The organism is Streptomyces sp. NPDC046203, assembly GCF_040646255.1.
In the GTDB taxonomy this organism is placed as follows: Bacteria; Actinomycetota; Actinomycetes; order Streptomycetales; family Streptomycetaceae; genus Streptomyces.
In genome coordinates, this window is the sequence record NZ_JBEYZX010000036.1 from 1 (window position 1) to 21,567 (window position 21,567).

Consider the following 21,567-nt stretch of genomic DNA (forward strand, 5'->3'; position numbering starts at 1 on the left):
TCACAACCGTTCACTCCCTCGTAATGGATGACGTTGCGCATGGTACCCACATCGGACTTTCGGTGCGGGAGGGTGCGGGCGGCACATGACACCCCATGCGACATGGTGGTCTCTCGGAACGGCATGCCCCTGAGGTGTGTCCCCGAACCGGGCAGGCCGGGTCCGCCGTTCCGTATGTCGTACGGCGCGGACGTACGAGGTGCGGAGGCACCGCCGCCCACGATCAACGACCTGCCGGGACAAGCGCGTTGCGCTTACGGGCGCGGTAGGCGGCGGCCTTGAACCGGTTCCCGCAGGACTTCATGCCGCACCACTGCCGTCTCGCGCCCCGCGAGCGATCGACGTAGACATCGGTGCATTCCGGGTTTCCGCACTCCTTCAGGAGACGGGACTCGGGCCCGCCGAGCAGTTCGACCGCTCTGCGGGCCACCGTGGACAGGGCCTCCTGCGGGGTGGCCGTCGTCCGCCGGCCGGGCGGGGCGAGCTGGGGCCGGGCGGCGGGCCGGCGCGCGGCGTCGTTCACGACGGCGAGTGCCGACTCGTCGTACGGTCTGCCCTGCCGCCGGTCCGTCACCAGCCGGTAGACCGCCTCCCGTACGGACCGGGCCCGCGCGAGATCGGCGTCCGCGCCGGGGCTGACGGAGTCGACGAGTCCGGACTCCAGGTACCACGCATCGAGGCGGCCCGGTGCCGTGAGTACGTCGATTCTGGCGGAGCGACGGGCGCGGAGCGTCGCGATGAAGTCGAGTGCGGGGTCACCGCAAGCGAAAACATGTCGGTGCATCGTCATGTAACCAGCTTGGCGGGTTATGTGGGTCCGTACAAGGCGGCGCCCGCCAGGACTTCCTCGGCGCACCATCGCGGTGACGCGGGCCCGACGGAGAACTCCGGCCATCTGGTGCCTCGTTGCCGTGCGCCGGTCCAGGTGCGGAGTAGGGCCTGACCTCCTGTCCCGGGGCCGTGCCGGCGATCGGTCGGGCGGATGCTGGGGGAGCAGCCGTCCGCCGCCGTCGCCGGGATAAGGACGAGGGGACACACCCGGCGACCGCCCGGGCGACGCCACATGTGTGATGCCGCTGTCCGGGCCCGGCCTGCCCGTCCCGAGTCGAAACGATCTAGCATGCGGGCCATGACCAACCGCACAGGACTCGTCCTCGACTTCGGTGGAGTGCTCACCACCCCCCTGCTCCCGGCCGCGCTCGCCTTCGAGCGCCGGGAGGGCCTGCCCGAGGGCACACTGCTCCATTCCCTCTATCTGGACGAGGAGATGGTCCGGCGCACCGAGGACCTGGAGCGCGGTGTGCTCACCCAGGCCCAGTGGAACGCGGCCGCCGCCGAACGCACCGGCCTCCCGTCCGACGACCTGCTGGGCCGTATCTTCGCCGACCTGCGTCCGGAGACGATGCTGCTCGAAGCCGCCGACGCCGCCCGCCGGGCCGGAATCAAGGTCGGCATCCTGTCGAACTCGGTCGGCGTCGGCTCGTGGGACCTCTACGCGGGGCACGATCTGGAGAATCGTTTCGACGCCGTGGTGATATCCGGAGACCACGGACTGCGGAAGCCGGAACCCGAGATCTTCCGGCTCGTCCTCGACGGCCTCGGCCTGCCCGCCGACGCGTGCGTGTTCGTCGACGACACGGAGGCGTTTCTGCCGCCCGCCCGGGAGTTGGGGTTCGTCACGGTGCACGCCGAGGAGCCCCGGCGGACCGTGGCCGCGCTGGAGGAACTTCTCGGAGTGCCGCTGACGGCGAAGGACTGACCGGCGGGGAACCGCCCCTCGGTCCACCGGTGTCACACCGGCGGGCCGAGGGGCCGAGGGTCGCGTGGACGGTGTGGGGAGCGGCAATGATCTTGGGCGGAGTTCGTGCGGACTTGGTGAGGGCGTGCCGTCGGATGAAACCAGTGCTTCTTTGAGGATCATCCTTTTTCTCAGTTCGCTCTTGGATCGTTTGATGGAGAAGAAGGAAGTTCATGCGCACTCGTGCCCGTACCCGTATAGCCGCTGCCGGCACACTCGTTGCCCTGTCCGCGCTCGCGCTCACCGGTTGCAACGATGACAACGGTGGCGGCGATGCCGGCGCCGCCGCCGGTTCGTCGGCCTCGACCACGGCCTCGGCTTCGGCCTCTGCTTCGGCTGAGGCGTCGTCCGGGAACGGCTCGTCCGGTGGCGGCAGCTCCTCCGGGAGTGGCTCGACCGGCGGCAACGGTTCGACCGGCGGCGGCGGTTCGACCGGCGGGGGCAGCTCGAACGACGGCGGCGCCACCGTGGCCTGTACCACCCGGAACACCTCGGCGCAGTTCCGTCAGAGCGGGAACCACGCCAGTGAGTCGCAGGCGGCCGCCGGTTCGCTGAGGATCACCAACTCCTCCGGCGCCGCCTGCACCATCGTCGGTCCCACGGTCGTGACCGTCTCCGATGACGCGAAGCGCGGTGGGCCGGTCTCCGCGGACAACTCCGAGGAAGGCTCGGACGCGGTCGACATCCCGGCGGGCGGCACGGCGACGGCCGACGTGCTGTACAACGACGTGAACACCGAGGGCACCGCGCGCTTCTCCTGCCGGACGGAGTCGTCCATGGTCAAGGTCGCGCTGCCGAAGGACGCGGGCACCACGGTGAACGTGATGAAGGCGGACGGCTCCCCGGGCGGTGTCTTCAGCCTCTGCGCCGACTCCTTCAAGCTCGGTGCCTTCTCGGTCCGTTAGGCAGTTTCGTTCGGATCAGTCGGTTGCCGGCGGTTGGTCCGGGTGTCCCGTCGATCGATGCGCCGCAGGCGCGAATCGAGCCGTTGACCCCGGACCGACCGCGTGCCGAAGCGGGGTGTCCGGACCAGCGGGGTGTGTTCCGTCCGCGGCAGCTGCTTCATGGCGGTGCTCCAGGGGGATGTGTGCTCCGGTGTGTGACACGGGAGGCATGTCAGTCGATCCGGAGCGGGCCGGGAGACACCTGCGTGACCCGGCCCGCGTGCGGCCCTCCTGAACATGTCGCGGGACACCCCGTATGGTGTGCGGTGCGTGTACGGCACGTCGGTGACCCCATGTCCATGACTCATGTCCGTGACCCGGGTCCGCGCGGGTGGGCACGCCCGGCCGGGGGTTCCTCGGCCGGCCGCGACGACCATGACGGCGACAGTCCGAGGACGACCATGCAGCTGCATCTGAAACACCCTCTGGAGCCCGACAGCGCGCCTCGGTTCGCGGCCGTCATCGTCGAGGCCGCGGCGGACATCAGCGGGGTCGAGCTGGACTACAGTCCCGCCAGTGTCGACCTGGTGGAAGGAATCCTCGCCGGCTTCCGGACCGACGGTGTCACCTGCGAGGAGATGGCCGAGTCGCTGGTCGCGTTCGGCTGCTACGTCGGCGAGATCCTGGCCCGTCACGCCGGCGGCACCTGGCACCGTACGACGGACGTACTCGCCGTCGTCCCGCTCGTCGTGCGGCTGCCCGGCGCACGGGAATGCCGTCCCGTCGACTGGGTCTTCGGCAGACTCGACCCGAGCACCGGCGCCGGTGCCGGTCTCCGTGAACAGTACGCGGCCGCCGTCGCCGCGAACCCTGCCGGGGAACGAGACGTCCAAGGCGACGCTTCCTGACACATGTCCATGGGCCGATGGCGAGAATTGCTCTCACCTCTATGTGGTTGAACATGTAAACATCTTTGGTCCGAGGTGTCGACCGGCCGAGGGCGGCACCACCCCACCCCTCGTACCGGAGGGGGAAGGAGGACGGAGAAACATGTCCCACAACGGAGTGAAGTACCGCCGTACGGCCGCCGCCCTGACCGCGGCGGCGGCCCTGCTCGGACTCGGACTCGGGGCCGGTACGGCGGACGCCGCAGGCTGGCCGCCGCTGCGTGACGGCGCCTATCTGTACACCGGAACGACCGGGACGGGTCATATGACGACCGTCGACACCGACGACTTTGGTACGTGCCACACGTTGTCGCGTCCGGCGGCATCGGTCCAGGTCGTCTCCGGGACCGCCGCCCTGGAGCTCTATCGCGGAGCCGACTGCACCGGTACCGCCTGGGCCACCGGCTCACTGGCCCAGCAGGACCTCCCGTGGACCATGACGAGTTACCGGGTGCGACAGCCGTAACCCTCGGCGGAACTCCGCTCCCTGAAACCGGCGTTCCGAGCCGGGCCCTGCGCGTCCTCGGGACCGCGGGGCCCGGCTCGCGTCACGAGGAGGTCCGCCACCCCGCGCCGCCCCGCGACACCCCGGACGCCCGGAACGCCCGGGTCGCCGCGTGCCCAGGACACCCGGAGCACCCAGGACACCTGAGGCGGACCGGAACTCCTCGCACCCGACAACGTACGACGGACATGTGCACACAGGTGACACCCCGCCCGCCGTCCTCAACTACTCTGGTCCCCGGGGCGGCCTGACGGGGCACGGGACATCGCGCACATGTGCCGGTGAAGGCCGTGGGAACGACGGATTTCCGCCACATGTTTCCCCACATGTCCGCCCCGACCGCCACCCGCCGCGGCGACCCGGCAACCGACACCCCGGTCGCCACCCGCGCAGGGCACCCCGGACCACGGTCGCCGGGGGTGTCTTCGTCTGAGGAGGAACCACGCGTGTCTCGCCAGGTGCTCACCGTCGGCCCGGACAGTGCCGACGGCTTGTCGACGATCGGAGAGGCGCTGGCCAGAGCGCGCAGCGGCGCGGTGCTCAGCGTCCTTCCCGGCACCTACCCGGAGAATCTGACGATCACCACGCCCGTCACCATCGTCGCCGCCCAGGCGCGCGGCACCGTGGAGATCGCCCCGCGCCGGGGCACCGCCCTGACGCTCAAGGCGGATGCCGTCATGCTCACCGACCTGGTGCTGCGCGGCCGTGACGAGGAGCTTCCGGCCGTCGACGCCCCGCGCGGCCAAGTGGCCATGGACGGCTGCGAGATCACCGCCTCCTCGTGGACCGCCCTGCTGGCCCGGGGCACCGGTTCACTGGCCCTGCGCGACTGCCGGGTGACCAACGGCACGGGAGCCGGCGTGGTGGTCACCTCGGCCGCGGAGAGCTCCGTGGAATCCTCCACCCTCGAACACCTCGGCACCACCGGCGTCGTGATCGGCGAGCAGGGCCGGATCACGGTACGCGGCTGCGTGATCCGCGACGCGCGCGGCAACGGCGTCCTGGCCAACGGCGAGGCCCACGGTTCCCTGGAGGAATGCGACATCTCCTCCACCGACAAACCCGCGGTGGCCCTGGAGGGCCGCAGCACGGTCAGCGTGCTGCGTACGGTGGTGCACGACACGACCACCGGCCTGCACCTCGCGAGCGAGTCGCGCACCGTCGTCGAGGACGTACGGGTGACCGGCACCTCCGGCGTCGGCATCGCCGTGGGCCGGGGCAGCGATCCGCTGCTGCGCCGCTGCCGGGTGACCCGGACGAAGGGCCACGGAGTGCTCGTCGCGGACCGCTCCCGGGGCACCTTCGAGGACTGCTGGGCGGACGCCTGCGAGGCGCCCGCGGTCCGGGTGGCCGGGTCGTCCTCGCCGGTCTTCGTCGGCCTGACGGTACGGGACTGCGCCGCGACCGGGCTGCTGCTGGAGGAGGAGTCCGCCGCCGAACTGGACCGGCTGGAGGTCGTGGACGCCAAGGGCGCCGGCCTCACGATCCGCTCCGGCGCCCACCCGCTGGTCCGCAGGGCGCGGATCATCGCCCCGGCGGGGCACGGCGTCGAGGTGACCCGGGACGGCCGGGGCCGGCTGGAGGACTGTGTGATCCGGCGGCCCGGGGGCGCGGGCATCCGGGTGGACGATGACGGGAACGCCTACGTCGGCGGGGGAGCGGTGGAGGACCCCGGGGACACCGGGCTCCTCGTCGGCGGCGCCGGCACCCTGACCGTACGGGACTGCGCGGTCACCCGGGCGGGACGGCACGGCGTCCTCGTCGAGGCGCACGGCGACCTCACCGCCACCCGGGTGACGGCCCGGGAGAGCGCGGAGCACGGGGTGCTGATCGCCGAGGGCGGCCGGGCGTCCCTGACCGCCTGCGAGGCGAGCGCCGGCGGCCGGGACGGCGTACGCATCGAGTCCGAGGCACCGGTCTCCGTGGTGAACTGCGCGGTCCGGGACAACGCGGGCGGCGGCCTCGTCCACGCCAGAGCGGGCGACCGCGTGGTGGTGGAGGGCCTGAACAGCACCGGCAACGGCAAGCGGGACGCCTGGGGCGCCGGAGACGCCGAGGGCACCGATCCGGCCGCCGCGCCCTCGACCAGGGCCGACGGCGACGACTCCGCGTCGGCCGCGCTCGACGCCCTGATCGGCCTGGACAACGTCAAGGAACAGGTCCGTACGCTGGTCAATCTGACCCGGCTCGCCCAGCGCCGGGCGAGCCTTGGCATGCCGGCCCCGCCGATGAGCCGCCATCTGGTCTTCGCCGGACCGCCCGGCACCGGCAAGACCACCGTGGCGAGGCTCTACGGCACCATCCTCGCCGGGCTCGGCACCTTGCGCTCCGGGCACCTGGTCGAGGTCTCCCGGGCGGATCTGGTCGCCCAGATCGTCGGCGGCACCGCGATCAAGACCACCGAGGCGTTCCAACGGGCCCTCGGCGGTGTGCTGTTCATCGACGAGGCGTACACCCTGCTGTCGGACGGGCAGGGCTCCGGCGCCGACTTCGGCCGAGAGGCCGTCGACACGCTGCTGAAGCTGATGGAGGACCACCGCGACGACGTGGTGGTCGTCGCCGCCGGATACTCCGCCCAGATGGTCGACTTCCTGGCCTCCAACCCCGGTCTCGCCTCCCGGTTCTCCCGGACCGTCGAGTTCGAGAACTACTCGGTGCCCGAACTGGTGGCCATCGTCGAGACCATGTGCCAGGGCCACCAGTACCGGCTGGACGAGTCGACGCCGAGGGCCCTGGCCGTACGCTTCGAGCGCATGCCCAAGGACGCCGCGTTCGGCAACGGCCGCGAGGCCCGCCGGGTGTTCGAGGAGATGGTGGACCGCCAGGCCACCCGCCTGGCCGCGCTCGCCGACATCTCCGAGAACGACCTCCAGCTCCTCCTCCCCGACGACGTCGGTGCGGACGCCGCCGCGGCCGTCCTCGGCGAGGACCCGGACGACGGCACCGACCCGCTGGCCCGGCTCGGGGAGTTGGTGGGGCTCGCCGCCGTCAAGCGGGACGTCACCGACCTCGTCAACCTGCTGTCCACCGCCCGCCGGCGGGAGGCCGCGGGCCTGCCCGTGCCCCGGATCAGCCACCACCTCGTCTTCACCGGACCGCCCGGCACCGGCAAGACGACCGTGGCACGGCTGTACGGCGAACTCCTCGCCTCGCTCGGCGTGTTGCCCCGAGGCCAGCTGGTCGAGGTCTCCCGCGCCGATCTGGTGGGCCGGTACGTCGGCCACACCGCGCAGCTGACCCGAGAGGTGTTCCAACGGGCCGTCGGTGGAGTGCTGTTCATCGACGAGGCGTACACCCTGACCCCCGAGGGCGCCTCCGCCTCCGACTTCGGCCGCGAGGCCGTGGACACGCTGCTGAAGCTGATGGAGGACCACCGTGACGAAGTCGTCGTGATCGCCGCCGGATACACCGAGGAGATCGCCGGCTTCCTGGCCTCCAACCCCGGCCTGTCCTCGCGGTTCTCCCGGCGGATCGAGTTCGCCGACTACAGCTCCGACGAACTGGTGACGATCGTCCGGGCCCACGCGGCGAGCGCGGGCTACGAGTGCGGCCCGGGCACCGGGCAGATGCTGCGGGAGCACTTCGACACCCTGCCGCGCGACCGCTCCTTCGGCAACGCGCGCCTGGCCCGCCAGGTCCTCGAAGGCATGATGACGCGCCAGGCCGGACGGATCAGCCGGATGGCCGCCCCCGGCCTCGACGACCTCAGACTCCTGCTGCCCCAGGACACGCCCCACCGGGAGGAACTGCCCGCATGAACCGTGCCCCGGACGGCCGGCCCGCCCGATCGGGCCCGCCCGCCCCGAAGAGCACGCCCACCCGCCCCCGTGCCTCGCGGACCCGGCCGCGTACCCCGGCGGCACTGACGGCGACGCTGACGGCCGGTCTGACGGCCGGTCTGGCGACCGGGCTGACGGCGGCTCTGCTCGCGTTCGCGCCCCCGGCCCTCGCCGAGGGCGGACCCGCCGTCCGGCTGCCCGTCCTGCCGACCGAGCCGGCCCCGGGCGCCGCCTGCACCGGGCGGTCCGCCACCACCGCGACCGACACCCCCTGGGAGCACCTGAGCCTGGAACTGCCCCGGGCCGCGCGGATCTCCGAGGGCGCCGGAGTCACGGTCGGCGTCGTCGACACGGGTGTGTCCACCGGGGCGCCCACCCTGGCGGGCCGGGTCCGGGCCCTCGGCCCGGCCGGCGGCGACTGTGTGGGCCACGGCACCTTCGTGGCCGGTCTGATCGCCGCCGCACCGGCGGAGGGCACCGCCTTCCACGGCGTCGCCCCCCGCGCGCGCATCGTCGCCGCCCGGGGCACCACGGAGCGCGGAGCGCCGACGCCGGCCTCGGTGGCGGCGGGCATCCGGGGCGCCGTGGACGCCGGCGCCCGGGTCGTCACGGTGTCGGCGGCCCTCACCGACCGGTCGAGCGCCCTCGACGCCGCCGTCGCCTACGCCGCACGGCACGACGTCCTCCTCGTGGCCGCCGCGGTGCCCGACGCCCCGAGGACCACCACGGTGCGAACGTCCCCGCCGCCCCCGAGGGACTACTGGCCCGCCGCGGCCCCCGGAGTGCTGGGTGTCCTGGACGTGGACGTCCGGGGCGGCCGCCCGGACGGCGCGTGGCTTCCCGCCCACGCCGACCTGGCCGCGCCCGGTGACGCGGTGGTCGGGATCGGGCCGCGCGGCGCCGGGCACTTCGTGGGCTCCGGCGCCTCGCTGGCCGCCGGGTACGCGGCGGGCGCCGCGGCCCTCGTACGGTCGGCCCAGCCGGACCTCTCGGCGGTCGAGACGGCCCGGCGGCTGACGTCCACCGCCTACCCCGACGACGTACCGAGGCTGGACGTGTACGCGGCGGTCGCCTCCGTGGCGGGGGACACCGGGGCGACCGGGGGCGGGCTCGGCGCGCACGCCGGGGCCGTACGGCTGCCGGACCGGTCGCACGGGGAACGGGCCACCCGGACCGCCGTACTGGTCTCGGCCACCGGCGCCGGAGTCGTCCTGCTCGCCGGCTGGGCAGCCCTGGCGGTGCCGCGCGGCCGGGCCCGCGGCTGGCGGCCGGCCCGCCGCTGACCGGCGGAGACACGAGAGGGGGTCGGGGCGGGAGCGTGCTCCCACCCGACCCCCTCTCACGTCGTCCGGCCGGCCGTCACCCGGGCACGCCGGACTCGCCGGGGCCGGTGGGTCCTTCGGATCCGTCCCGGCCGGTCAGCGCCGTCTGCAGCAGCGTCGCCTTGTTCCGGGCGATGTACCGGGCCCGGCCCGGCGGAAGATTGCGGGGCTTGGTGTTGCCGAACACGTACCCCTCGCTCGGCGGGCAGGACAGCAGCAGGCCCGGCGTGTTGACCTCGCCGAGGCGGCGCAGCAACTGGTCGCCGAAGCCCCGGCCGGCCCCGGTCGCGGACCGCGCGACCACCAGATGCAGCCCCACCTCGTGTCCGAGCGCCAGGAACTCGAACAACGGCGCGAACGGATGGTCGAAGGCGTTGCTGCCGCCCAGCATGTCGTAGTCGTCGACGAGCACGAACAGCCGAGGCCCCTTCCACCAGTCCGCCTGCCGCATCCGCGCCGGACTGATGTCCGCACCCGGCAGCCGGGTCGTCAGCGCCCGCTGGGAGCCGCCCACCATCTCCTGCAGCGAGCCGAGGGACACCGCGTGTCCGAGGCGGTACTCCTCGGGGATCGCCTCCACCAGCTCCCTGCGGTAGTCGACCACGAGGATGCGCGCCTCCTTCGGCGTGAACCGCTCGGTGATCGCCGCCGTCACCAGCCGCAGCAGATTGGTCTTGCCGCTCTCGGTGTCGCCGATCGCCATCAGATGCGGGGTGCGGGCGAAGTCGTGCCAGACCGGGGACAGGGTCTCCTCGTCGATGCCCAGGGGCATCCGCAGCCCCTCCGCGCCCCCGGCCGGGGGAAGTTCAGTGGAAGGAAGCAGATGCGGCAGCATCCTGACCCGCGGCGCGGCGGCCCCGGTCCACGCGTCCGCGATCCGCTCCACCAGCGCGGCCACCCCGTCGGTGAGGTCCTCGGCGGCGGAGCTCCCGTCGACGCGCGGCAGGGCCGAAAGGAAGTGCAGCTTCCCGTCCACGGTGAGCCCGCGGCCCGGCACCCGGGGCACCAGCGCCGCCCGGCGTACGTCGATCACCGAGTCCATGTTGTCGCCGAGCTTCAGCTCCAGCCGGGTGGCGATCTGGTCGCGCACCTGCGTCGACATCTCCATCCAGCGCGACGCCGTGACGACCAGGTGGACGCCGTAGTTCAGGCCCCGCGCCGCGAACTGGTGGAACGTGGGCACCAAGGCGTCGAAGTCCTGGCGCAGCGTCGCCCAGCCGTCCACCACCAGGAAGACGTCGCCGTGCGGCTGGTCGGCGAACTCGCCGGCCGCCCGGCGCCGCCGATAGGTGGCCATCGAGTCGATGTGGTGGTCCAGGAAGAACTGTTCCCGCTGGTTGAGCACCGCGGACACCTCGGCGACCGTACGGCTGATGCGCTCGCCGTCCAGTCGTGAGGCCACCCCGCTCGTGTGCGGCAGCCCGGACAGCCCCGACAGCGTGCCGCCGCCGAAGTCCAGACAGTAGAACTGCACCTCGCGCGGGGTGTGGGTGAGCGCGAGCGCCGCGAGGAGGGTCCGCAGCAGCGTCGACTTGCCGCTCTGCGAACCACCCGCGATGCCGACGTGCCCCTCCGCGCCGGACAGGTCCACCACGAGCGGGGCACGGCGCTGCTCGAACGGCATGTCGACCAGACCCACCGGCACCCTCAGCCGGCCGTTCCCGGCCCACCCCGACGCGGTGAACCCCCGTTCCGCGTCCACCCCGAGGCCTTCGAGCAGCGCGTCGAGCGGCGACGGCAGACCGAGCGGCGGCAGCCACACCTCGTGCGCCGCCGGCCCTGATCCGCGCAGCCGGTCCAGCGCCACCGACAGCACGGTGTCGCCCGACTCCCGCTCCTCCTCGGCCGGCGGCGGCACGGCGGGCCCGGCCGGCGCCCGCGGCACCACGTACGCCGACGTCCAGGGAACCACCTGACGGGCCACCCGGGCCCGGGCGACCGCCCCGCCGCGCCGGCGGTAGCCGCCCGACACATAGGCCGCGCGGAACCGGGTCAGCGCCTCCACACCGCTCTTCAGATAGCCGCTGCCGGGCTGCGAGGGCAGCTGGTAGGCGTCCGGGACGCCCAGCACGCCCCGGCTCTCCATCGCCGAGAAGGTACGCAGTCCGATCCGATAGGACAGATGGCCCTCCAACTGGTGCATGCGGCCCTCGTCCAGACGCTGCGACGCCAGCAGCAGATGCACTCCCAGCGACCGGCCGAGGCGTCCGATCATCACGAACAGCTCCATGAACTCCCGGTGCGCGGCGAGAAGTTCACTGAACTCGTCGACCACGACGAACAGGCTCGGCAGCGGATCCAGCGGCGCTCCGGCCGCCCGGGCCTTCTCGTACTCCAGCGCCGAGGTGTAGTTGCCCGCGGCCCGCAGCAGCTCCTGGCGCCTGATCAGCTCGCCGTGCAGGGCGTCCTGCATCCGCGCGACGAGCGCGACCTCGTCCGAGAGATTGGTGATCACCGCCGAGGTGTGCGGGAGTTCGTCCAGACCGAGGAAGGTGGCCCCGCCCTTGAAGTCGACCAGGACGAAATTGAGCGTCTCGGACGAGTTGGTCAGCGCGAGCCCCAGGACCAGGGTCCGCAGCAACTCGCTCTTGCCCGACCCGGTGGCCCCGATCAGCATGCCGTGCGGCCCCATGCCGCCCTGCGCGGACTCCTTGATGTCCAGCTCGACCGGCAGACCGTCGCCGCCCACCGCGATCGGCACCCGCAGCCGCCCCGCCCCGCCGAACCGGCCCCAGAGCGCCGCCGGTTCGTGCCGGTACAGATCGGGGATGCCGAGCAGCGCGGTGAGTTCGGTGTCCGCGGCCAGCGGCTCGGCCGCGGTGGCGGCCAGCCGCATCCGGTACGGCGCGATCAGCCGCGACAGGGCCAGCGCCCCGGCCGGACCCAGGGCGTCGGGCCGGCCGAGCGGCGTGGTCTGCTCCTTGCGGGCCCGGTCGGTCCGTACCAGCCGGACGCGGTCGGGTCGTACGTCGAGCCGCAGCGTGGCCCGCCCCGGCCGCCAGCGCAGCGCGTCGGCCAGGTCCAGCACGACCGCGTTGCGGAAACCGGGACCGTCCATCCGGTGCCCCGAGGGCACGGTCACCCCGTCCAGCACGATGACGGTGTACGGCTCCTCGCGGCCGGGCGGCACCTCCGGGTCGAAGGCCGGCCGCTCGCCGAACTCCGCCCCCAGCAGATCCTCCAGCTCCCCGAAGTCGGAGGTCACCATCCGGGCCGGCCCCGCTCCGTCCTCCTCCTGCGGGTGCAGGCCGTGCGGCAGCCACTTCACCCACTCCCAGTCGGCCCGCCGTCCGTCACCCGCGCAGACCGCGATCCACAGATCCTCCGGCGCGTGGAAGACCGCGAGCTGCGCCACCATCGCCCGGACCAGGTCGCGCCGCGCCGTCTCGTCGCCGCGCAGCAGCACACGTGCCCACGACCGCAGATACACCGCCACCGGCTGACCGGGCACCGTGCTGTAGGCACGTATGAACCGGCGCAGCGCATGTGCCGAGAGCGGATCCAGATCCTCCACGGGCTTGGTGGACAGCGGCGTCAGCTTCATCGCCAGCTGCTGGTCGCCGACGGCCACGCGCACCTCGGCGAAGTCCTCGTCGGCGGGCCGCCGTTCCCACAGCCGGGTGGTGCGCACCAGGGAACGCAGGGCGGCGGGCTCGGGATGCCGCCACGCGAGGGCCGACTGCTGCTGCGCCACCGCCCGCCGGACCTGTCCGCGGATCTGACTGAGATACCTCAGATAGTCGCGCCGCTCACCGCGCAGCCGCTGCTTGCGTTCGGCGCCTCGGCGCATGAACTGACCGACCATCATGGCGGCGGAGGCCAGCACCATCAGCCCCAGCGACAGATAGACGAAGACCCCGTTCGACCCGCCCGGGCGCAGGAAGATCAGCATCATGGAGACGGACATCATCGCCATCGGCAGATACGTCCACACCGCCGAACTGTCGGGTACCGCCTCCGCGAGCACCGGTGGCTCCTGAAGGCTCAACTCCCCCTGGGGCATGTCCGGTCCACGGCGGCGCGCGGGGCGGCGGAAAAGCACGGAACTCAACGCATCGGCTCCTTCGAGCGGCGGCGGCCGGAAAGACACCCGGCCCGGCGGCGGGATGTGAACGCGGCGGACCCGGCACGGCGGCAGGGGTACTCTGCACACACACCTTAGACGGATGTCCTCCGTCACGGGCTCACACATCCGACCATGGGAACACACACCTATGTGTCGTCCGGACATCCGGACGGCACAAGGCATCCCTGCACACCTTCCCGACCCACCCGATCACCTTCCGCGAAAGCGAATGTGCCGACCATGAGCGACACCTCGGTGGCCAGCCTGTGCCGCCTCACCGTTCGGGCCCCGGCCGGAACCATCGACCTGGCGGTCCCCGCGGACGTCCCGGTGGCGGACCTCCTGCCCACCGTCCTGCGCTACTGCGGCGACGACCTGGAGGAGGAGGGACTCGACCACGGCGGCTGGGTCCTCCAGCGGCTCGGCGACCGCCCCCTCGACGAGGAAGCCACCCTGGAGACCCTCGGCCTCGGCGACGGCGACGTGCTCCATCTGCGCCCGCGCGCCGACGCGATGCCCGAAGTACGCCTGGACGACCTCGTCGACGGCATCGCCGACATCACCCGCGAACGGCTCCACGCCTGGACCGAGGAGACGAGCCGACGCCTGCTGCGCGGCTTCGTCGCCGGCGTCCTCCTCCTCGGCCTGGGCCTGCTGGCCTGGCCCGGCGGCCCGGTCGCCCCCCGCGTGGCCACGGCCGGCGCCGCCGGGCTGCTCCTGCTCGCGGGTGCCGCCACCGCGTCCCGCGCGGTCGGCGACGCGCCCACGAGCGCCACCCTCGGCATCATGGCGATGCCCGCCCTGGCCTTGGCCGGATGGCTGCTGCCCGCGGGGGACACGGCGGGGCCCGACGCCCACCACGTCCTCGGCGCCCGGCTGCTGGCCGCCGGTGCGGCGGGAGCGGGCGCCGCCGTCCTGGCCCTCGCCTGCGTCGCCGTCTACCCGCCGCTCTTCCTTTCCGGAGCGCTGGTCTGCGTGGTCGCCGCCGTCTGCGGCGCGACCACGAGCGTCCTCGACGTCCCCGTGGACCAGGCGGCCTGCGGCATCGCCGCCTGCGTGGTGGTGTTCGGCGGCTTCGTCCCCGCGCTCTCGTTCAAACTGGCCGGTCTGCGGATGCCGCCGCTGCCCGGCGACCCCGGCCAACTCCAGGAAGGCATCGAGCCGTACGAGGGACGCGACGTCGCCACCCGCACCGAACTCGCCGCCGGCTGGATGACCGCGCTGTACGCCTCCACGGGCGTCGTCGCCACGGGCTGCCTGCTGCTCCTGGCCCACCACCCCGACCTGCCGGAGGCGCTGGTCGCGGCCGTCCTGTCGCTGATCCTGCTCATGCACGGCCGAGGCATGGTCCACACCGGACAGCGGCTGGCCCTGGTGATCCCCGGCGCGCTGGGCGCCGCGACCCTGCTCGTGGGCGCCGGAGCGCGGCTGGACCCCGGCGACCGGCCCGTCCTGGCGGCGGGCCTGCTCGCCCTGGCCGCCGTCCTCGCCGTCGTCACCTGGACCGTCCCGGGCCGCCGGATGCTGCCCTACTGGGGCCGGGCCGCCGAACTCCTGCAGTCCGCGCTCGCCATCAGCCTGCTCCCGCTCGCGCTCTGGGCCGTCGGCGTGTTCGGGCTCCTGCGCGCCGTCTCCGGGTGACCGCGCCCCTGCCGACCCCGACGAAAGCCCCCAGGTGACACACCATGCAGTCCAAACGCGACCAGGTCCAGGCACACGGATTCCTGATGAGCCGGCTCGCCGCCGGCATGCTCCTCGCCGAACCCGACGCCCCCGACACCCCGCTGGCCCGCACCACCAGAGGAGTGAGCATCGGCGTCCTCGTCGCCGTGCTCATCGCAGCCGGCGCCGTGGTCCTCGGCCTGATCTCGCCCGGCGGCAAGACCTCGTGGAAGACCACCGGCACCCTCGTCGTCAACAAGGAGACGGGCGCCCGCTACTTGTACATCGACGGGCGGCTCAGACCGGTCCGCAACTACGCCTCCGCCCGGCTGATCGCCGGCAAGGACCTCACCGCCTCGACCGTCGCCACCGCGTCGCTCCAGGGAACCCCGGTCGGCGCCCCCGTCGGCATCCCCGGCGCCCCCGAGTCGGTACCCCCGGCGAACTCCCTGGACCGGGGCGCCTGGCTGGTGTGCTCCACCGAGTCCACCACGGCCGCCACGGCCCCCGGGACCCCCGCCCCGCACACCACCCTGGTGGCCGGCGCGCCCGTACCCGGCCGCGGACTGGGCGCCGACCAGGGCATCGTGGCGAAGGCCCCCGACGGGACGGCCTACCTCGTCTGGCAGGGCAGCCGGCTCCGCCTGGACCCGGGGACCGGAGCCGCCGTGTCGCTCGGCTACGGATCCGTGACGCCGCGACAGGTGTCCGCCGCCTTCCTGAACGCCCTGGTGGCGGGCCCCGACCTGACGGCACCGGGCACCCCGGGACGCGGCGGCGCCGGACCCGCCCTCGACGGCACGCCGAGCACCGTCGGCCAGGTGTTCCAGACCCGGGTGCCCGGATCGGCCGCCCACCCCTACTACCTCCTGCGCGCCGAGGGCCTGGTGCCGCTGACCGACACCGAGGCGGCCCTCGCACTCGGCGACCCGCACACCCGGGACGGGGCGTACGGCGGAAAGCCGCCGCGCGCCCTGCCACTGGGCGCGGACGCGCTGAAACGGCATCTGGCCCCGGGCGCCGAGGGCCGCGCCCCCGACGCGAAGGGACTGCCGGCCGCACCGCCGAGGGCGGCGGTGATCGCCCCGGACCGGTCCGTGTGCGCGGGCGTGGAACCCGGCGAGCACGGCACGAAGGTCACCACCCTGCTCGCGGCCACCGGGGACCTGTCGCCCGTCACCCAGCCGCTCGCCGAGGCCGCACCGGCCTGTCTGCGGGTGGACGCCGTGGTGGTACGTCCGGGACACGCGGCACTGGTACGCGTCCTGGGCGCCGGCGGCACCGCCCTGGGCACCACCACCTACCTGGTGGACGACACCGGCACCAAGTACCGCGTACCGACGGCGAAAGCGCTCGGCGCCCTCGGGTACGCCGAGGAGCAGACCTCCGCCCTGCCCGCCCCGCTGCTCGCGATGCTGCCCGCCGGTCCGGACCTGGACCCGGACGCGGCCGCCGGCGCGGTGCGGCCCTCCACCACACCGGCGCACTGCGGCGCGCGGAGCACGCCGGCGAAGGGAAAGATGTGAGTATTCACATGTGTCGGGCGCTCCAAGGTGTGCGTGGCGAGTAACGTATGTGTGGGACCGTGTCTCACACCTCGAAGCAGTGACGACCGAAAGGCATGGCATGGCAGGCGAAGTCCGTACCGCGGACATACCGGCGACCCGCAACGGCATCATGGCCCTGGAGTCCGCCTTCACCGGGATCCTGAGGTCCCGTCAGGACGTGGAGGCCATGCGGAACAACCTGAGTACGGGTTACCAGGGCAGCGACGGCCACAGTTACACCGGACTCATCGAGAAGTGGGAGGGTCACGCCGACACGATCCTCCGGAACCTCGACGAGATGATCGGCACCCTCAACCACACGCTGAGCTCGATGCAGCAGAACCAGGGCTCGTCCAACGAGGCCATCAACCAGGCGTATCACCAGTCCGAAGCGATCTTCGACCAGCTGACGGGCGGCTGAGGTCCCGGCGGATCCTCTTCCTCCTCGGGCGCGACCGAACCACTTCGAGACGAATCGAGCACCCCATGGGCGACAACTTCAGCGACGGCTACATCCACGTCGACTACAACCATATGCAGAACGCCGCGGACGACATGGTCCACCAGACCAAGGCGATCGCGCAGACGATCACGAACCTCAACGCCGAACTCCAGGTGCTGATGGACTCCTGGGGAGGTGACGACGCCAAGGTGTACATCGGGAAGCAGGACGCCTGGAACACGGCGGTCGACAACATGAAGCTTCTCCTGAAGCAGAACGCCGACGTCCTCACCGACGTCTCCGGCAACTACAAGTACACCGAGAACTCGCTCAGCCAGATGTGGTCGGACGTGAAGATCGGCCGCTGATTCCTCGTCCGGCGCTCGGTGTTCGGCGTCTGGCGTTCGGCCTCCAGGTGTCCGGTCCCTGGCTGCCGATCGGGCGGATCCGCACCGGACACCGGCGCCGGACGCCCGGCCGACCCTCTACCTTCGGAAGGTTCCCATGGGAGGACTGTCCCACTTCGACGGGAAGTCGTTGCAGACGTTCATCGACACCGAGCTGCACGACTTCGTGACCGCGACGCAGAACATCCGGCAGGACGACCCCGCCGGCGCCGGAAGGGCCCTGAAGAGCCTCGTCGAGAACCAGACCACTCCGGAGACCCTTCAGCAGAACCAGTTCCTGGCGATCGGCCCGATGACCGCCGACGACCTCACCCACGGGAAGTCCCTCGTCGAAGGGGTGACCAAGTCGGCCACCTCCATCGACAAGATCCTCGCGGACCAGGAAAGGCTGTTCAGGGACATCGACAGGGACTTCCGGCAGACCCTCAAGGTCATCGGGAACACCCAGAGCGACAGCCTCACCGAGATCGACGGCCAGAAGATGCTCGACATCTTCGAGGACGTCGACGGCGATCTGAGCGGCGCCGACGGGAGCAGGAACCTGAACACCTGACCTCATCCGCCGGGCGGCGGCCGACATCCTCGTACCTCACCACAGCGGAGCTCGTTCATGGCATCCAACGCCGACACAGACGACTACTGGGCCCAGGCCGTCAGGCTCTACACCGGCTACCCGATGCCGAGCCGGAACGCGCTCTTCGACAAGCTGAAGAGCCGGGAGGGGATCCCGCTGATGCGGGTGAACCTGGTGGAACACCTGACCAGGGCCGTGGACAAGAACGACTACGCGGCCTCCTCCGGCTGGCAGGCGTCCCACGGCGAGGACTACCGCATCGCCTTCTACGTGCACCACGGCCAGAAGGATCTCGTACGGCTCTACACGGCCGACATCATCTTCATCGGGACCCTCGCCGACAGCGAGGGGAAGAGCCATCTGTCGGAGGGCGGTACGACCCGGGAGGGCGGCGCCTTCAAGGGAAAGTACGGCGACGAATGGGACGACGCGGATCTGTGGCGTTACGTGTCCGCCCCGAAATTCGTCCTCGACGCCCTGGTGAACGACTACAAGACGACGAACTTCTCCTACGGGGGAGCGAGTGTCGAGGACGCCGGCGCCGTCGACCTCACCTCGTTCGACCGGACCGCCGCCTCGTTCGACCGGACGGCGAAGTTCTTCAGCGACCAGTTCCGCACCCTGTCCGCCTGGAAGGACAGCCTGGGCAGCGACAAGGCCGCCTGGAAAGGGCAGTCGGCGGACGTCGTACGCGGACTCGTCGAGACGCTCCACAAGAACTACGAGGGTTACGTGGAGCAGATGGGCGGCCCGGAGAAGAAATTCGGCCACGTCATGCTGGGCGGGCACGAGCCCACCTCCGCGTACGCGGAGATGCTGTTCCAGGCCCAGTGGAATCTCCACTGGGAGGCGCGGCTGCTCCAGCAGGCCTGGGCGAACTGGGCCGACACCGCCGAGCACGATCCGCACCGCGCGCTGCTGGAGGAACTGGACGCGGTGACCGCCTGGATCATCGCGAACAACGTCCCCTACGTCACCGTGTACAGAGAGGACGCGCGGCCCGCCACCTGGAAGGACAACGACGAGGACCTCATCTACACGACGACGAAGAAGTTCGACACCGAGCCCGGCTTCACCGAGGAGATTCCCGGACTCGGCCTGCTGGACGACATCGACACCTGGAAGAGGATCGGCGAGCGGGCGGTCGAGCGCTGGAACACCTACATCGACCACTATCTCGTGTCGGTCGCCCGGCAATCCCTCTCCACCCTCGGCAAGGTCTGGGCCGAGAACGCCCACGACCTGGAGCAGCCGGTGGAGACCAAGAGCACCAGGAGCCTGTCGGCCACGTACGAGAAGGAGGAGGCGAAAGCAGAGAAGGAGAAGGCGGAGAAGGCGCTCGGCGATGCCGACAAGAAGAACAAGGAGGCGTGGGAGAGCCTCAACCAGAATCTCTCCGACGTGGGCGCGAGCAACAAGGACCTCTTCGACGGCCTGAACAACAATCAGAAGCTTCTGAACACCGGTTTGAGCGGGCTCGGTGACAGTCTCGGCAACGGCCTCAGCGGCATCGGCGACAACCTCACCCGGAGCCTGAACCCGGACGGTCTCGGCGACAGCCTCAAGGACGGGATGCGCCTCGACGGCAACGGTGCCGGCGCCGGCACGACGGTGCCCCTGAACGGCGGACTGGGCGACCTGGTCGCCGGCCTGGGAGACACCCGCCCGGGCGGCGTTCCGCTCGACACGGGCGGTTCCGTCCCGCTGAACCCGGGTGGGATCGCTCTCAACACGGGCGGGAGTGTTCCCCTCAACCTGCCTTCTTCCCTGTCCTCCCTGACTTCCTTGCCCCCGCGCTCGTCCACCGGCGGTTCCGTCCCCCTCAACCCGGGGGCGATCCGGACGAACGGACCCCGCCTCGACGCCGACGGCAACCTGGTGCAGACGTATCCGGACGGCACGAAGACGGAGTTCCGGCCCGGCACCGGGGAGTTGGTGACGACCCGTCCGGACGGCAGTACGAGCACTACCAAGTTGGAACCCGGCAAGGTCCTCACCAACCCGGACGGGAGTCACCTCCGGCTCAACGCGGACGGCACCCTCACGACGGAGTTCTCCGACGGCAGCAAGCAGGTGTTCGACCCGTCCGACGGCACCGTGCGGACCACCCGGCCGGACGGCACCCACACCACGACCCGGCTGAACGACCCCATCGAGCTGCCCGACCGGGCCGGCATGCCGGATCTCCCGCATCTCCCGGATCCGTCCGGGCTCTCGGGGCTGTCGCACGGCGGCTCCTCCCCGCTGAACACCCCGTTCCCCGTCCGCGACATCCTCAGCGGCGCACACCACACCGACCACACCGACTACGCCGACTACGACAGCACCCCGTTCACCGGGGGCCGACTGGGCGGCACCGCCGACGGATACGGGGGCGTGCGGTCCGCTCTGTCCGACGGGGCGCAGCAGGGCGGCGGCACACCGCTCAACCCCGGCTTCGGCGCGGGCGCGGGCGCGGGAGCCGGGGCGGGCGGGACGAACGCGGAGCGGATGCGCAACGTCCTCAACGACCCGGCCAACCTGTCCGTACCACGCCGCCCGGGCACCGCCGGCGCCTCGCTCGACACGGACGCCCTGCCCTTCCGGGGGAGCGGGACCCAGACCACCAGCTCGGGCATGCCCATGGGCGGCGCCCCGATGGGCGGCATGCAGGGCGGCCAGGCCACGGAGAGCGGCGAACGGCAGCGCGCCCACTGGGTGGACGAGGACGAGGACGTATGGGGAACCGAGGAAGGCGGAGCACCGGCGGTGATCGGATGAACGCGCGCACGTACGACGGCACCGCGGACGACGGCCGGACGGATCCGGACGCCACGGCCGGGGCGAACCCCCTCGCCGAGTCGATCGGCGACCGCCTGGCCGAGGCGCTCGCCGACCTGGAGGCGGTCACGGCCGGTGTGGCCGCGGCCGAGGCCGAGCTGCGCCAGGCCTCGTACACGGTGCGCTCCCGGGACCGGGCGGTGGAGGTCACCGTCGGCTCCCAGGGGCAGTTGACCGGGCTGAGGTTCCTCGACGGCCGGCACCGCACGATGACCGCGGCCGAACTGGCCTCCTCGGTCCTCGGGGCGGCGGCGGAGGCCCGCGACGCGATGTCCCGGCAGGTGATGCGGACGATGACGCCGTTCACCTCGGCGCGCCCGGGGCTGCCCGGAATGAAGGGTCTCGACCTCGACTGGGCGGACATCTTCGGCTCCGGTGTCCTCGAGGAGCCGGACACCTCCCGGGTCCGCACCGGCCGGACCCGGTTGCGGGACGAGATCCACGAAGACACAGAGGAGTAGAGGAAACAGTGGCGAACGTCTTCTCGGCCGACACCTCGGCCATCAACGCGGCGGCGCGGCTGCACGCCGAGATCGGCGACACCGTCGCGAGGCTGACCGGTGAATTCAGCGCGCTCGTCCGTGAATCCGCCGGCTGGGCCGGCCGGGACGACCGGATGTGGAGCGAGCTGTACCCCCGGGATGTCAAGGACCGCGCGGACGTGGAAGGGGCCTGCGAGGCCCTCGCGCGGGGCGTGGCCAACTCGGCCGAGCTGCTGAACATCAACGCGATCGTCATCCAGGGGGCCCAGAACGACGCGCTGGAGCTGATCGACGAGCACGCCTCCAAGACCGGCTCCGGAAGGCACTGATCC

16 protein-coding genes are annotated in these 21,567 nt (G+C 72.0%); 14 read left to right on the plus strand and 2 right to left on the minus strand.

All coding sequences use genetic code 11. From position 1 onward, the window contains the following. Window positions 1-223 precede the first annotated feature (223 nt). Window positions 224-790, minus strand: coding sequence for a CGNR zinc finger domain-containing protein (locus ABZ990_RS23005; RefSeq protein ID WP_361234564.1), 567 nt, complete (start codon window positions 788-790; stop codon window positions 224-226). A gap of 339 nt (window positions 791-1,129) precedes the next feature. Here ABZ990_RS23005 and ABZ990_RS23010 point away from each other — a divergent pair, with 339 nt between their 5' ends. The 6 genes from ABZ990_RS23010 (at window position 1,130) to ABZ990_RS23035 (ending at window position 9,196) form a co-directional block, all read left to right on the plus strand. After that, window positions 1,130-1,759 carry an HAD family phosphatase gene (locus ABZ990_RS23010; RefSeq protein ID WP_361234567.1) on the plus strand — a complete coding sequence of 210 codons (630 nt, stop codon included), beginning with the start codon at window positions 1,130-1,132 and terminating at the stop codon, window positions 1,757-1,759. Window positions 1,760-1,971: 212 nt separating this feature from the next. Beyond that, window positions 1,972-2,703, plus strand: coding sequence for a DUF4232 domain-containing protein (locus ABZ990_RS23015; RefSeq protein WP_361234570.1), 732 nt, complete (start codon window positions 1,972-1,974; stop codon window positions 2,701-2,703). A gap of 440 nt (window positions 2,704-3,143) precedes the next feature. Then, window positions 3,144-3,590: a hypothetical protein gene (locus tag ABZ990_RS23020; protein WP_361234573.1), complete on the plus strand. Its 447-nt coding sequence runs from the start codon at window positions 3,144-3,146 to the stop codon at window positions 3,588-3,590. Window positions 3,591-3,732: 142 nt separating this feature from the next. After that, window positions 3,733-4,095, plus strand: coding sequence for a hypothetical protein (locus ABZ990_RS23025; RefSeq protein WP_361234575.1), 363 nt, complete (start codon window positions 3,733-3,735; stop codon window positions 4,093-4,095). A gap of 485 nt (window positions 4,096-4,580) precedes the next feature. Beyond that, window positions 4,581-7,892 carry a right-handed parallel beta-helix repeat-containing protein gene (locus tag ABZ990_RS23030; RefSeq protein WP_361234578.1) on the plus strand — a complete coding sequence of 1,104 codons (3,312 nt, stop codon included), beginning with the start codon at window positions 4,581-4,583 and terminating at the stop codon, window positions 7,890-7,892. Beyond that, window positions 7,889-9,196, plus strand: coding sequence for a S8 family serine peptidase (locus ABZ990_RS23035; RefSeq protein WP_361234581.1), 1,308 nt, complete (start codon window positions 7,889-7,891; stop codon window positions 9,194-9,196). The genes ABZ990_RS23030 and ABZ990_RS23035 overlap by 4 nt, the downstream gene beginning before the upstream one ends. 76 nt (window positions 9,197-9,272) lie before the next feature. Here the strand turns inward: ABZ990_RS23035 and eccCa are convergent, their stop codons facing one another. Further along, the gene (gene eccCa, locus ABZ990_RS23040) at window positions 9,273-13,238 is read right to left on the minus strand and encodes a type VII secretion protein EccCa (protein ID WP_361234692.1); all 3,966 of its coding nucleotides are present in this window, start codon (window positions 13,236-13,238) and stop codon (window positions 9,273-9,275) included. A 303-nt stretch (window positions 13,239-13,541) separates the two neighbouring features. Between eccCa and eccD the strand changes: the two genes are divergently transcribed. The 8 genes from eccD to ABZ990_RS23080 all read left to right on the plus strand — a co-directional run bounded on the left by eccD (window position 13,542) and on the right by ABZ990_RS23080 (window position 21,564). Continuing rightward, complete coding sequence (gene eccD, locus ABZ990_RS23045; RefSeq protein WP_361234584.1) at window positions 13,542-14,942, plus strand: type VII secretion integral membrane protein EccD; 1,401 nt, start codon at window positions 13,542-13,544, stop codon at window positions 14,940-14,942. Between the two features lie 44 nt (window positions 14,943-14,986). Then, window positions 14,987-16,489, plus strand: coding sequence for a type VII secretion protein EccB (gene eccB, locus ABZ990_RS23050; protein ID WP_361234587.1), 1,503 nt, complete (start codon window positions 14,987-14,989; stop codon window positions 16,487-16,489). Window positions 16,490-16,589: 100 nt separating this feature from the next. Further along, on the plus strand, window positions 16,590-16,931 hold the full coding sequence (locus tag ABZ990_RS23055) for a hypothetical protein (protein WP_361234590.1): 342 nt from the start codon (window positions 16,590-16,592) through the stop codon (window positions 16,929-16,931). 65 nt (window positions 16,932-16,996) lie between these two features. Continuing rightward, window positions 16,997-17,320: a WXG100 family type VII secretion target gene (locus ABZ990_RS23060; protein WP_361234593.1), complete on the plus strand. Its 324-nt coding sequence runs from the start codon at window positions 16,997-16,999 to the stop codon at window positions 17,318-17,320. A gap of 136 nt (window positions 17,321-17,456) precedes the next feature. Beyond that, entirely contained in the window at window positions 17,457-17,912 is a 456-nt protein-coding gene (locus tag ABZ990_RS23065; RefSeq protein WP_361234596.1) for a type VII secretion system-associated protein, read from the plus strand. A 57-nt stretch (window positions 17,913-17,969) separates the two neighbouring features. Continuing rightward, the gene (locus ABZ990_RS23070) at window positions 17,970-20,693 is read left to right on the plus strand and encodes an AAWKG family protein (RefSeq protein ID WP_361234599.1); all 2,724 of its coding nucleotides are present in this window, start codon (window positions 17,970-17,972) and stop codon (window positions 20,691-20,693) included. Then, window positions 20,690-21,214, plus strand: a complete 525-nt coding sequence (locus ABZ990_RS23075; protein WP_361234602.1) for a YbaB/EbfC family nucleoid-associated protein — start codon at window positions 20,690-20,692, stop codon at window positions 21,212-21,214. Before ABZ990_RS23070 ends, ABZ990_RS23075 begins: the two co-directional genes overlap by 4 nt. An 8-nt stretch (window positions 21,215-21,222) precedes the next feature. Beyond that, on the plus strand, window positions 21,223-21,564 hold the full coding sequence (locus ABZ990_RS23080) for a hypothetical protein (protein ID WP_361234605.1): 342 nt from the start codon (window positions 21,223-21,225) through the stop codon (window positions 21,562-21,564). The last annotated feature ends 3 nt before the right edge of the window (window positions 21,565-21,567 follow it).